At 69.8% G+C, this 12,974-nt stretch carries 13 protein-coding genes; 10 read left to right on the forward strand and 3 right to left on the reverse strand.

Features of this window, described 5'->3' with window-relative positions; translation table 11 throughout:
• Positions 1–3 precede the first annotated feature (3 nt).
• Genes folB through BN2660_RS08145 form a run of 6 tightly spaced genes read left to right on the forward strand, consistent with a single transcriptional unit; the run spans position 4 to position 4,631 of the window.
• Positions 4–387 (forward strand): dihydroneopterin aldolase, encoded by a 384-nt coding sequence (gene folB / locus BN2660_RS08120; protein ID WP_091229942.1) that lies wholly within the window; start codon positions 4–6, stop codon positions 385–387.
• Entirely contained in the window at positions 387–935 is a 549-nt protein-coding gene (folK, locus tag BN2660_RS08125; protein ID WP_091229945.1) for a 2-amino-4-hydroxy-6-hydroxymethyldihydropteridine diphosphokinase, read from the forward strand. Before folB ends, folK begins: the two co-directional genes overlap by 1 nt.
• Positions 932–1,429, forward strand: a complete 498-nt coding sequence (locus BN2660_RS08130) for a DUF3180 domain-containing protein (protein ID WP_091229949.1) — start codon at positions 932–934, stop codon at positions 1,427–1,429. The genes folK and BN2660_RS08130 overlap by 4 nt, the downstream gene beginning before the upstream one ends.
• The gene (locus BN2660_RS08135; RefSeq protein ID WP_091229952.1) at positions 1,365–1,961 is read left to right on the forward strand and encodes a PH domain-containing protein; all 597 of its coding nucleotides are present in this window, start codon (positions 1,365–1,367) and stop codon (positions 1,959–1,961) included. Before BN2660_RS08130 ends, BN2660_RS08135 begins: the two co-directional genes overlap by 65 nt.
• Positions 1,958–3,934 carry a PH domain-containing protein gene (locus BN2660_RS08140; RefSeq protein WP_304364068.1) on the forward strand — a complete coding sequence of 659 codons (1,977 nt, stop codon included), beginning with the start codon at positions 1,958–1,960 and terminating at the stop codon, positions 3,932–3,934. Before BN2660_RS08135 ends, BN2660_RS08140 begins: the two co-directional genes overlap by 4 nt.
• Entirely contained in the window at positions 3,927–4,631 is a 705-nt protein-coding gene (locus BN2660_RS08145) for a DUF2520 domain-containing protein (protein ID WP_255305087.1), read from the forward strand. Before BN2660_RS08140 ends, BN2660_RS08145 begins: the two co-directional genes overlap by 8 nt.
• A 45-nt stretch (positions 4,632–4,676) precedes the next feature.
• On the opposite strand, the gene BN2660_RS08150 is transcribed toward BN2660_RS08145, so the two are convergent.
• Complete coding sequence (locus BN2660_RS08150) at positions 4,677–6,476, reverse strand: DUF2207 domain-containing protein (protein WP_091229955.1); 1,800 nt, start codon at positions 6,474–6,476, stop codon at positions 4,677–4,679.
• Between the two features lie 81 nt (positions 6,477–6,557).
• Between BN2660_RS08150 and lysS the strand changes: the two genes are divergently transcribed.
• The gene (lysS, locus tag BN2660_RS08155; RefSeq protein WP_091229957.1) at positions 6,558–8,084 is read left to right on the forward strand and encodes a lysine--tRNA ligase; all 1,527 of its coding nucleotides are present in this window, start codon (positions 6,558–6,560) and stop codon (positions 8,082–8,084) included.
• A 25-nt stretch (positions 8,085–8,109) separates the two neighbouring features.
• On the opposite strand, the gene BN2660_RS08160 is transcribed toward lysS, so the two are convergent.
• Positions 8,110–9,234, reverse strand: a complete 1,125-nt coding sequence (locus tag BN2660_RS08160) for a DUF4192 family protein (RefSeq protein ID WP_091229962.1) — start codon at positions 9,232–9,234, stop codon at positions 8,110–8,112.
• Positions 9,235–9,347: 113 nt separating this feature from the next.
• On the opposite strand from BN2660_RS08160, the gene BN2660_RS16605 reads away from it, so the two are divergent.
• The 3 genes from BN2660_RS16605 (at position 9,348) to BN2660_RS08170 (ending at position 11,876) form a co-directional block, all read left to right on the forward strand.
• Positions 9,348–9,521: a hypothetical protein gene (locus BN2660_RS16605; RefSeq protein WP_176697141.1), complete on the forward strand. Its 174-nt coding sequence runs from the start codon at positions 9,348–9,350 to the stop codon at positions 9,519–9,521.
• Positions 9,522–9,610: 89 nt separating this feature from the next.
• Entirely contained in the window at positions 9,611–11,071 is a 1,461-nt protein-coding gene (gene cls, locus BN2660_RS08165) for a cardiolipin synthase (RefSeq protein WP_091229965.1), read from the forward strand.
• 64 nt (positions 11,072–11,135) lie between these two features.
• Positions 11,136–11,876 (forward strand): hypothetical protein, encoded by a 741-nt coding sequence (locus BN2660_RS08170; protein WP_091229968.1) that lies wholly within the window; start codon positions 11,136–11,138, stop codon positions 11,874–11,876.
• Between the two features lie 36 nt (positions 11,877–11,912).
• On the opposite strand, the gene BN2660_RS08175 is transcribed toward BN2660_RS08170, so the two are convergent.
• The gene (locus BN2660_RS08175) at positions 11,913–12,911 is read right to left on the reverse strand and encodes a diacylglycerol/lipid kinase family protein (protein WP_091229971.1); all 999 of its coding nucleotides are present in this window, start codon (positions 12,909–12,911) and stop codon (positions 11,913–11,915) included.
• Positions 12,912–12,974 lie beyond the last annotated feature (63 nt).

Consider the following 12,974-nt stretch of genomic DNA (forward strand, 5'->3'; position numbering starts at 1 on the left):
AGCATGGATGACATGGACGAGATCGTCCTCACCGGGCTGACGGTCTTCGGTCGGCACGGGGTCTACGACCACGAGCGTGAGAACGGGCAGGACTTCACGATCGATCTTCGGCTTCGCATGCCGCTGCGCGTCGCGGCGGAGTCGGACGACGTCGTCGACACCGTGCACTACGGCGAGCTCGCCGAGAGAGTGGCGGCCGTCGTGTCCGGCGAACCGGTGAACCTCATCGAGACCCTCGCACAGCGCATCGCCGACGTGGCTCTCGACGACCCACGGGTGCACTCGGTCCTGGTCACGGTGCACAAGCCGCATGCCCCGATCGCGCTCACCTTCTCAGACGTCGCGATCACGGTGAACCGCGGCAGATCGCAGACGGAGGTGCAGTGATGAGTCGCAATCTGACCAACCCCCCGAACCTGCCCGGTCCGCGAGAACGGCGCCCCGACGCGGTCGCGGTGGTGGCGTTCGGAGCCAACCTCGGCGACCGGGAAGAAACCATCCGCGCTGCCGCCGAGCGCATCGCGCGGTTGCCGCTGGTGAGCGATGTCCGTCTCTCCTCGCTGTTCGAGACGGTCGCGCTGCGCGTCGACGGCCCCGACCCCGAAGCCCCGGGATACGTCAACGCCGTCGCCCTGGTGACCACGAAGCTCGCGCCGTCGATCCTCCTCGGGATGCTGCACGCGATCGAGGACGAGTACGGGCGCGTGCGACACGAGCGGTGGGGAGACCGCACGCTCGACCTCGACCTGATCGCCTACGGCGACGAGGCCTCCGACGACGAGCGGCTGCAGCTGCCTCATCCGCGCGCCGCCGAGCGGCTCTTCGTCCTCGAGCCGTGGCTCGACCTCGACGCGGATGCGATGCTCCCTGGTCGCGGCAGGGTCGCGGATCTCGTGGCCGAGCTGCACTCCGGGGATTCCGGGGACGAGAGATGAAGCGCACCTCCGTCGGTCTGCTGATCGTCCTCGCGGTGTTCGCGGCCGGCGGGGGCTTCCTGCTCGACCACGTGCTCACGACCATGGGGCGCACGACCTTCACCCCCTCCCTGCTGCTGCCGGTGCTGCTGCTGCTCATCGCGGCAGCCTCCCTCGGCGTCGCCTGGCCGGTGCGGACCAGCGTGCGCAGCGGCATCCGCATCGACCCCTTCCGCGCCACGCGAGCGGTGACCCTGGCTCGGGCCTCGTCACTGGTCGGTGCGATCATGGCGGGGTTGGGCGCAGGGCTGTTCGCGTTCCTCCTGTCCAGGCCGATCGATCCCCCGGTAGGGTCGACTGTGGCGATGCTGGCCCTGATCGGCAGTGCGGTCGTCCTCGTGATCGCCGCGCTCATCGCCGAACAGTTCTGCACACTGCCGAAGGATCCTGATGACTCAGAACCCAGAGATCGAACCGGGGACCCCGGCCCCGCTGAATTCGGCGGAGGTCACTGACCTCGATGCCCTCGACCAGGGCACCTACTCGCAGCTGCGCACCGTGCGCAGCGAGTCCCGGCTCGAGCTCGACGGAGCCTGGCACCAGATCTCGCCGCGCTACGTGGTGTCGCAGATCGTGCAGAACCTGATCTTCGTGGCGTTCGTGCTCGCGGTCGCCGCCGTGCTCGCGCTGGTCCTGCACCAGACCTGGGCCTGGATCCCGGCGGGCGTGATCGTGCTCATCACGCTGATCACCCTGGCCATCCTGCCGCGTCAGGCGAAGGCGATCGGATACATGCTGCGCGCCGACGACATCGTCTTCCGCAAGGGAATCCTGTGGCAGCGGATCATCGCCGTGCCCTACGGGCGCATGCAGCTGGTGGACATCTCCCAGGGGCCGCTGGACCGCGGGTTCGGCGTCGCCCAGCTCAAGATGGTGACCGCTGCGGCGACCACGGGTGTGCAGATCCCCGGTCTCACGCAGAGCGCCGCCGAGGCACTGCGCGACACGCTCATCGAGGTGGCCGAGACCCGCCGGACCGGCCTGTGAGCGAGCAGGGACTGCCTGCGCCCGCCGACGCACCGGAGTCGCGGAAGGCGGAGTCGACGACGCTGGCAGACGGCGAGTGGCATCGGATGCATCCGCTCACCCCGCTCTTCAAGGGCGGGCTCGCGCTCATCATCATCGCGGGCATCGCGATCGCCAACCTCCGCGACCGCCTGATCGCATGGGCCGTCGACCTCTTCTCGCCCGAGGCCCACTATGGGGACTACTCCGGCGGCGACCCGGTCGACTGGGTGTTCGAGAACAACCTCATCATCGTCGTGCTCCTCAGCGTGCTCGGGCTGGTCGTGGTGCTCGTCGGCATCTTCTGGTTCGTCTGGCGGTTCCAGCAGTTCCGCATCACGGGCGACCACGTCGAGGTGCGAAAGGGCATCATCTTCCGCTCGCACCGCAGAGCGCCGCTCGACCGCGTGCAGGGCGTCAACCTCACTCGGCCGTTCCCCGCGCGCATCATCGGTCTCGCGAAGCTCGAGGTGGTCGGCGCCGGAACCGACTCGAACGTCGAGCTGGAGTACCTCGCCACCGGCCGCGCCGAATCGGTGCGCACCGACATCCTGCGTCTCGCCTCCGGAGCGCGCGCAGCTCGGCAGGGCGGCGTCGGGCCGGCATCCCGTCGCACGGGTGCGGGCGAGGCCGACCCCAGTGCCCCCGCGTCCGCGCGGGCGCAGCTCGTCGGGTCTGTCAACGCGGGGGTCAACGACCTCATCACCGGCGTCGACCTCGCCGACGTGGCCCCCGAGAGCGTCGTCAAGATCCCGACCGGACGACTGGTCGGGTCCCAATTGATCTCGAGCGTGCTCTGGATCGTCTTCTTCGGCGTGATCTTCCTCGTCGCGATCGGCGGCATCTCGATCGGCGCCCTGATCGACGGCGAGCCGGTCGGCAGCCTGATCGGTCTGGGGATAGGTCTCGGCATCGGCATCCCGATGGTCATCGCCGTCGTCGGAATCACCTGGGCGCAGATCTCCAAGTCGCTGCGGTACTCGATCGCCCCGACCCCCGACGGCGTGCGCATCACCTACGGGCTGCTCACGACCGTCACGGAGACGCTGCCCCCGGGGCGCATATTCGCGGTGGAGGTGACCCAGTCGCTGCTCTGGCGTCCGTTCGGCTGGTGGACCATCAAGATCAACCGGATGAGCGGCAAGAGCGCGGCGCAGCAGCAGTCCGGCACCGCCCAGCAGTTCAACATCGTGCTCCCGGTCGGCAAGCGCGCCGACGTCGAACGTGTCCTCGCGCTGATCCTCCCCGACGCGCCGGTCGCCGACATCCCGCTGGTGTGGGAGCACGGCATCCTCGGCCCGGTCGAGGGCGACCCGTACCGCACCATGCCCCGTCGGGCGTGGTGGCGGCGCCCGCTGTCGTGGAAGCGGCATGGATTCGCGGTGACGGAATTCGGCGTGCTGCTGCGCCGCGGCATCGTGTGGCGCAAGCTCGCGATCTTCCCACTCGCACGCCTGCAGGGTCTCTCGCTGTCGCAGGGACCGATCGACCGCGCTCAGCGCGTCTCCGGCGCCCAGGTGCACTCGGTGCAGGGAGTCATCACCGGGTACCTGTCGGGTCTCGAGCGCGACGACGCGCTGTTCCTGCTCGACGGCGTGAGCTCCGCAGCTGCGGCGGCCGCAGAGCGGGATCACACGCACCGCTGGGGCGAATACGTGACGGATGCTGCCGGCGAGGAGGTGCCGGGCGGCTATCCGTCGGCGGATCAGGGCACGGTCTCCGCGCCCCCGGCCGCCGACGCGCCTCGTACGCCGCCGCCGTACGTGGCGCCGCCTGTCGAGCCGCCGGCGCCGCCGGCGTTCGATGCGCCGCACACGCCGCCGCCGTACGTGGCCCCCTCGGTCCAGCCGCCGGTGCCGCCGGCGCCGCCTGCGCCGCCCGTGTCAGGCGCCCCCGCTGTGCCGCCGCCGTACGTCGCGCCGCCGGTCCCTCCCCGGGCGCCGTCCGGTGAGTGAGCGCTCCCGCCGGGACGGGCGTCTCGGCGTCGGCATCATCGGCGCCGGTCGGGTCGGTCCGGTCGTCGGTGCCGCCCTCGCGGGAGCGGGTCACGCGATCACGGGCATCACGAGTGGGTCCGACGATGACCGGGCGTCGGCCGTCCTCCCAGACGTGCCCGTCTTGGATGCCCTCGACGTGGTGCGCCGCAGCGAGCTCGTGGTCGTGGCCGTCCCGCACGATCAGCTCGCGTCGTTGATCACCGGCATCGCCGAGGTGGGCGGTTGGCAAATCGGGCAGTTGGTGCTCCACACCGACCCCGGCCACGGCATCGAGGTGTTGCGGCCTGCGGCCGAACGCGGCGCCATCCCGCTCGCCGTGCACCCGGCCATCGCCTTCACCGGCACGACCATCGACCTGCGGCAGCTGCAGGCGAGCTACGCGGCCGTGACCGCCCCGGCGGCCGTGCTCCCGATCGCCCAGGCTCTCGCCGTGGAGATGGGATGCGAGCCGGTGGTCATCGCCGAAGACGATCGTCCTGCGTACGCCGACGCGATCCACACCGCGACCGAGTTCTCCCGCTCGATCATCGCGCAGTCGACCGCGCGGCTCAGCAGCATCGGGGTCGAGAACGCGGGCGGATACCTGTCGGCGCTCGTGCAGTCGGCGGTCGAGAGCGCCCTCCGTGACGCGTCTGACCCGTCGCCGCTGATCTGACGCCGCGCCGCTCCGCTCCGGCAGTGTTCCCGAGACCGCGTCGTCTCAGCGCCCTCCCGAGAAGCCGCCGCCTCCGCCGCCGCCTGAGAAGCCTCCGCCGAACGAGCCGCCTCCGCTCGACGATGTGCTCGCGCTCGGGGCGGAGTAGGTGGCTGCAGCGTGCGACGTCGCGGCGAACGCCACCAGCTGGGTCCGGACGAACGGGCTGCTCGGATCGCCGATCCACGATGCGCCGCGCTGCTCGAACGCGTACACGTGCTCGAGCACGGCGCCCCATTCGTCCTCCATGCCGAACAGCATGGCGTAGGGGAGCAGACGTTCGTAGACGACGATCACGTTCGCGCTGCCGTCCTGCCGCCTCTCTGCCCCGGAGTACGACTGGAGCATCTGCAGGCGGTCCGCCTCCGCCACCCGGATGAACTCCTTCACGCCCAGGAGGTACTCGAGCGTGCGTGCGCCCTCCGGTGTGAGAACGGTGTGCGTGGCGAGCGTGTAGAAGCAGGAGAGGAGCACGAGGAAGGTGCCGACGGAGATCGCCACGAACGCCGGCAGTGCCGTGACGCGGCCGGCGATGATCCCCCACAGGGCGAGACCGAATCCGGCGAGGACGATCGCGATCGCGCACCACTGCAGGATCACGGCCGCCCGGCTGCGAGCCTTCGTCGTCAGGCCGCGGGATACCGCCGCGTCGGTGCCGCTCTGCGCGAGCGCCTTCATGCGGGTGGCGAAATCCTCGCTCTCGGAGGGGAGTTCTGCGACGCCCTCGGCATCTGCGTCGGTGAACAGCGCATCGAGTGCACTCGCGTCGAGCTCGTCGGGGATCCGCGCGCCGGGGACCCGGCGGAGGCGGGGCTGTTCGATGTCCGCCCCCTCCTCGATGCGCAGAGCTCCCCGGACGGCGAGGTGCACGATCTCGGCGGGGATGGCATCCTTCGCACCGGGGACGATCGCGGCGGCGAGCAGCGGCGGCAGCGAATCCGGCACGTCGTACTGGGCGACGATGATCCCGGTCGCGGTGCGGCGCGATCGCTTGAAGCGTGAGACGGCGAACCATCCGCCGGCGGCGACGCCGACAGCACCGAGTGCGGCGATCGCGGGCACGGTGTCGGTCACGGGATCCGGTCGGCGGGCCGCCGGCTGCGTCACCGTACCCGGCTCGAAGCCGATCGCCACGGTGACGCCCTGCCCCGGAGAGAGGTCCTGCGCCTCGACGCTGAACACGGATCCGTCCTCGCTGATCGGGCACTCGTCGGTCTCTCCCGAGTAGCCGAGGTAGCAGCGGGCGTTCCCCGTGAGATCCTCGGTCAGTGCGTCGTCGAGGAGGATGTCGGCGCGGAAGCTCTCGATCGCCTGCGAGCTGTCGAGCGGGAGGAGGTCCCAGTAGAACTCGTCGACGCCGGTGTCCGCAGCGAGCACGACGTCACGCATCTCGTACTCGATCACATAGGTGGTGAGGCCCTGCACGTAGTCGTCGTCGCCGGTGAGGACGTAGAGCAGGCCGTCGTCCTCGTCGGTCTCGAACGGCACCTCGGCGCCCTCCTCGTCGGTGACCGACAGCACGCGCACCTCGAGCCAGGCGTTCTCGTAGCTCGTGGGGAGGCCGCGGACGATCCCCTTGTTCTGGTCGTGATCGGGGAACCGCGCGGTGAGCGACTCGGTGACGTGCAGGTGGGCCCGCCCGTCGTCGTCGAGCCCGACCTCGAAGCTCGCGTCCCATTCCGCATAAGAGAAGTCGTCGACGTCGGCGAGAGGTGCGGCCGCGGTCGCCGTGGAGGCCGGCACCAGCACGGCTCCGGCCGTGAGCGCGAGAGCGAGGAGGGCGGGGGCGAGACGAGTGGCTGCCATGCGTCGAGGCTATCGAGAGTCCGGCAGCAGGAAGCGGGACACGACCTCGGTAAACTGGACGGGACTTTCAAGGAGCCCCGAATGACTGACGCGTCTGCCGCGCCCGAGCCGACCACCGCCGCCACCGAAGAAGACGTCCACGAGCAGAAGGCCGTGCGTCTCGCGAAGCGCGAGCGGCTGATCGCGAAGCGGGCCGATGCCGGGGGCGGCGCGTTCCCCGTCGGTGTGCCCGTGACGCACACGATCCCGGCGCTGCGCGCGGAGTACGGCGAGCTCGAGGCCGGGGCCGAGACCGGCGTCGTGGTCGGGGTCGCCGGTCGCGTCGTCTTCAGCCGCAACACCGGCAAGCTGTGCTTCGCCACGCTGCAGGCCGGCGACGGGTCTCGCATCCAGGCGATGATCTCGCTCGCGAACGTCGGCGACGAGTCGCTCGCCGACTGGAAGGAGTACGTCGACCTCGGCGACCACGTCTTCGTCCACGGCGAGGTCATCTCGAGCCGTCGCGGCGAGCTCTCGATCATGGCCGACGGATGGGCGATCGCCGCCAAGGCGATCCTCCCGCTGCCCAACGCCTACTCGGAGCTCAGCGAGGAGGGTCGAGTCCGCAGCCGCTACCTCGACCTGATCGTGCGGGAGCAGGCCAGGGCCACGGTCCGCGCCAGGGCCGCCGTCAACGCCAGCCTGCGCGCCACGTTCGGCAGCCACGACTACCTCGAGGTCGAGACGCCGATGCTGCAGGTGCAGCACGGCGGCGCGTCGGCTCGTCCTTTCGTGACGCACTCGAATGCCTTCGACACCGAGCTCTACCTGCGCATCGCGCCGGAGCTCTACCTGAAGCGTGCGGTCGTCGGCGGCATCGAGCGGGTCTTCGAGATCAACCGCAACTTCCGCAATGAAGGCGCCGATTCCACGCACAGCCCCGAGTTCGCGATGCTCGAGGCGTACCAGGCCTATGGCGACTACAACCAGATGGCCGCTCTCACGCAGGAGCTCGTGCAGCAGGCCGCGATCGCCGTCTCGGGCTCGACCACCGTCACCTGGGCCGACGGCACCGAGTACGATCTGGGCGGCGAGTGGGATCGCATCTCGATGTACGAGTCGCTGTCGGCGGCGTCCGGTCGGACGGTGACCCCTGGCGACTCCGTGGAGGACCTCATCGCCTTCGCTGAGGCGAACGGCGTCGACCTGCCTCCGCAGGCCACTCACGGCAAGCTCGTCGAGGAGCTGTGGGAGCACTTCGTGAAGGGCGACCTCGTGCGTCCGACCTTCGTCATGGACTTCCCCGTGGACACCTCGCCGCTCGTGCGGGAGCACCGCTCGATCGAGGGCGTCGTCGAGAAGTGGGATCTGTACATCCGCGGCTTCGAGCTGGCGACCGGATACTCGGAGCTCGTCGATCCCGTCATCCAGCGCGAGCGCTTCGTCGAGCAGGCGAAGCTCGCCGCCCGCGGTGACGTCGAGGCCATGCCCGTGGACGAGGAGTTCCTTCGTGCACTCGAGCACGGCATGCCGCCGTCCGGGGGCATGGGCATGGGCATCGATCGACTCCTCATGGCGATCACGGGGCTGGGGATCCGCGAGACGATCCTCTTCCCTCTCGTCAAGTAGCCGTGCGTCGGCCGTCGGCGGGCGTTCACGAGGCGGTGGCCGACGCTGCTCCGCGCCGGAACGCCCACTCCGGCAGCACCGCGCTGTTGATCATGGCACCGAGCAGCGTCGCGAGCCCGTAGTCGGGATCCACTTCGGCGACGAGTTCGAGGTAGTGGCCCGCGTGACTCGAGCGCCCGAGCGCCCACGACAGCCATGCGGCGGCGGTCAGCGGCGCCGGACGGGAGGCTATCGGAGCGCGCGCCGCAGCCGTGCGGACGACGTCGAGTGCGAGACGCAGCCGCGAGGGGTCGGGTGCGGGTCCGCGGCCGACGAACACGTCGCCGATGTCGTCCGGCACGCCGATGCGGCTCGCCGAGAACGCCAGCTGCGCGTCGAGCGTGCGCACGCCGCCGGCGAGATCCGTCGCCCATTGCGTCAGTGCGACGTCGCGGAACATCGGCCGGCCGAGGCACCACAGCAGCGCGGCTGTGGCGAACGGAGGAAGATCGTCGGGTGCTTCGAGCACGGACTCGAAGAACGCGGGGATGTCTTCCAGCAGCACGAGTGCGGCGATGGCTTGCGGGTTCTCCCTCTCCGACACCGCTCCGCGCCGCCCGCGGGCAAGGAGTCGATCGAGCTCGAGCAGTGACCGACCGACACGCTCCTTCTCGGCGAGATCGGCGTGCGGCAGTGCGGTTCCCGCTCGTTGATCGCCGGTGACGTCGCCGATGCCGGGAACGGCCGGCGCCTCGATCAGCAGTTCGCTCAGCTCGGGCTCGTCGTCCAGGTAGCTCAGCCACCCCGAGGGGGTGACGCAGAGCGCGTCGACGATTCGCAGGCCCGTGTCGACCGCGCGTCCGAGAAGCTCGTCGACCGCCACCGCGTACGGCACGACGAGACCGTCGCGAGTGGACTCGCTCTCGGTGTCGGTATAGACGATCACCGCCACCGCATCCGTGCCGTCGACCCGGGCGACGAGCCCGACGGCGGCATCGGCGTACTCCTCCAGCTCGACCGCGTCGTCGGGGAGGTCGAGGCGCATCGCGCCGCATGTGCGCGAGCCGTGGAACGGCAGCAGCACGACGCTCTCGGAGGGGGTGAATCCCGCGAGGGAGGGGACGATGCGAAGGAAGTCGGCGGAACCGGAGGCTCGGAGCACAGTTGTCATGCCGAGAGTGTGGGCGACCGGGCGTCGTCTTCGCCTCGACTCCACAGCTCGTGGGGCGCGATCACCCGCCGCGCGCGAATGTGGAGGGCAGGTGCGGGGCGTACCATGGAGTCATGGAGAACTTCTGGCTCGCGGCGGCATGGTCGATCCTTCCGACCATCGGCGTGAGCGTCGTGTTCTTCTTCGTGCTCCGCGGGATCCTCCGCTTCGACCGCACCGAACGCAAGGTGCACGCGCGCATCGAGGCCGAGGAACGCGCCGCCCGGGGCCTGCCCCCTCGTTCCTGAGCGCTGTCGGCGCCATCGGCTACTGTTAGCCAAGACACCGGGGTGGTCGCGATCCTCGGACGATCGCGGCGCCTGCCGGAGAGGGAACGATGACGGCGGAGAGCTGGGGCTGGTGGATCACCGCCTTCCTCCTCGTGCTGGACCTCACGATCCGCATCACCGCGATCATCGTGATCCCGCGCAACCGACGCCCCACCGCGGCGATGGCCTGGCTGCTCGCCGTGTTCTTCATCCCGTTCATCGGGGTCTTCCTCTTCATCATGATCGGCAACCCGCGTCTGCCGCGGGCGCGGCGCCGCAAGCAGGACCAGATCAACGAGTACATCGCCGAGACCAGCGAGCACCTGCACTTCGGCACGCTCCGCCCCGACGCCCCCAGCTGGTTCCCGCCGCTCGTGGAGATGAACCACCGCCTCGGGGCTCTGCCGATCTCCGGTGACAACGGCGCGCACCTCATCGCGCGGTACCAGGACTCGCTCGACGCCATGGCCGACGAGATCCGCAAGGCCCGCGACTACGTCCACATCGAGTTCTACATCCTGCAGTCCGACGCCGCGACCGACAACTTCTTCCGCGCCATGGAGGAGGTCGCCGAGCGCGGCGTGCACGTACGCGTGCTGCTCGACCACTGGGCGAACCGGTGGAAGCCCCGCTACCGCAAGACCATCAAGCGCCTGAACGCGATGGGGGCGGACTGGCATCTCATGCTCCCGGTGCAGCCCTTCAAGGGCCGGATGCAGCGACCCGACCTCCGCAACCACCGCAAGCTCGTGGTCATCGACGGCAAGGTCGCCTTCCTCGGATCGCAGAACGTCACCGACTCGACCTACAACCTGCCGAAGAACATCAAGCGCGGGCTGCACTGGGTCGATCTCATGGTCCGCATCGACGGCCCCGTTGTGCTGAGCATCAACGCCATCTTCCTCAGCGACTGGTACAGCGAGACCGACGAAGTGCTGCAGGAGATCGACATCTCCCATGCCCAAGCCGGTTCCGGAGATCTGGACTGCCAGGTCGTTCCCTCCGGTCCCGGGTTCGAGGTCGAGAACAACCTGAGGCTCTTCCTCGGCCTGCTGTACGCGGCCAAGGAGAGGATCATGATCGTCAGCCCGTACTTCGTCCCCGACGAGGCGCTGCTGCTGGCCGTGACCGCGGCCGTCGATCGTGGGGTCGCCGTCGAGCTCTTCGTCTCCGAAGAAGGAGATCAGGCGATGGTCTATCACGCGCAGCGCAGCTACTACGAGGCCCTGCTGAAGGCCGGTGTGCGCATCTGGATGTATCGCAAGCCGTACATCCTGCACACGAAGAGCCTGACGATTGACGATCAGGTGGCGGTGATCGGGTCGAGCAACATGGACATGCGGTCGTTCGGCCTCAACCTCGAGGTGTCGATGCTCGTGCGCGGCGAGGAGTTCGTCGCCGAGATGCGCGTCGTCGAAGACGAGTACCGCTCGCTCAGCCGCGAGCTGACGCTGGAGGAGTGGATGCAGCAGCCGCTGCGCTCGACCGTGCTCGACAACCTCGCGCGGCTCACCTCCGCACTGCAGTGACAGCATCGCGGCCCACGCGCGCAAGGGGGTGACCGCTCTCGAAGGGGGCCGGTACCCTGTGTGCATGATCTCCTCCACGCGCGCCGTCGCCGCCCTCTCCGCCCTGGGTGCCGTCCTCCTGATCGCGGGCTGCACGATCGGCCCCGGTGCCACCTCGCCCAGCTCCACCTCGCTCCCGTCGAGCGGGCCGGGGCAGAGCTCGGACGACTCCGACGACCTCGAGGGCACGCTGCTCGACGACGGCCGCATGTTCGCGGTCGTCACGTTCGGGTCCTCCACCTGCATCCCGCAGGTGGACACCGTCACGGCCGAGGGGCAGACGGTCTCGGTGACCCTGATGGACGTCGACGCCGGAGGCGAGACCGAGAAGGCCTGCACCACCGACCTCGCCCCGCGGGCGAGCGTCGGAGCGCTGCCGGAAGGCGTCGATCCGACGAAGGAGATCACGCTGCAGGTGACGTACGGCGACATGGTCGACGACGTCGAGATCGACGGCGATGCGTCGCTCATGGGCGCCCCGGGCTCGCCCACCGAGTACCTCCCGTCGGCGGGGTGGCTCGACGATGGCTCCCTCGTGCTCCTCACGTGGGGTTCTTCCGGATGCCCGCCCGTGGTCGACACGCTCGAGGGATCGGGGAACACGGGCACGGCGACGTTCGTGACCGACGAGAACCAGGCGTGCACGATGGACATGGCGCCGCGCGCCACGATCCTGTCCTTCGGCGACGACGAGGTGGAGGACGACGGCTTCACCCTCACCCTGGTGGGCGGCGGCCTCGAGGGCACCGTCCAGGTGCGCGGCTGAGGACAGGTACGCGGCTGAGGACAGCTGCGCTGCCGGTCAGAGTGCCGAGACCGGGTGGCCGGCCGGCAGCGCCAGCAGGAGCGCACTCGGGTCCACGCGGCAGGTGATGCGCACGGCGACGCCGAACTCGTCGCCGTCGAGCTCGATCGGGGTCGGCTTCGTCGCCGCGGCTTCGGCGGCGGATCCGCGGAAGTAGTGAACGGATGCGTCCTTGCCGCGCCGCTCGAGCACTCGTCGGCCGGCGCGTGAGCGACGCAGCACCGAGTTGTCCCACCAGATTTTGCGCCAGACCCCGAGCCACCCCAGCATTCCGGTGGGCTGGATCACAGCGAGGTCGAGTGTGGCATCCGTGATGGAGGCATCGGGGATGAGCGCGATGCCTGCGGGCAGCAGGCCGCAGTTCGCGAAGAGGATGCTGTACACCTTCGTGGTGTGCAGGCGGCCGTCGTCGACCTGGAACACCGCACGGAACGGCTCAGCCGTGACGAGCGACCTCGCGGCCCCGTCGACGTAGGCGATCCAGCCGACGGACCTCTTGAGGTCGGGCCGGGTGTTGGCGATCATGTCGGCATCCAGTCCCATGCCCGCGAGGACGACGTACGCGTGTTCCTCGTGCTCGCCGCTCACGCGCGTGAGGCGCGCCCAGCCGATGTCGATCGCGACGCGGAAGTCGCCCAGCGCGGCGCGGATCATGTCGTCGGGGGAGCCCATCGGGAGCCCGAGGTTGCGGGCCAGGAGGTTGCCGGTGCCGCTGGGCAGGATCGCGAGCGGGACGCCGGTGTTCGCGATCGCCTCCGAGACGGCCCGCACAGTGCCGTCGCCGCCGGCGACGAGCACGACGGCGACGCCGCGGTTCAGCGCGAGGGCGGTCGCCCCCTGCCCGGCATCCGCCAGCGTCGTCGGGTAGAAGGCCGGATGCTCCCACCCCGCCTCCTGCGACAGCTCGCGGACCCGGGCGCGGAGATGCCTCTCGTCGACCTTGATCGGGTTGTAGATGAGCGCCGCCTGTCTTCTCGGCGGGGCGCTGGAGGTCATGGCGCTACTCTAGCCGCGGCATCCGACCGCCCTGCTCGCGGTGCCGGACCGCCCTGCCGACGC

Source organism: Microbacterium sp. 3J1, assembly GCF_001049495.1.
Lineage (GTDB): Bacteria > Actinomycetota > Actinomycetes > Actinomycetales > Microbacteriaceae > Microbacterium.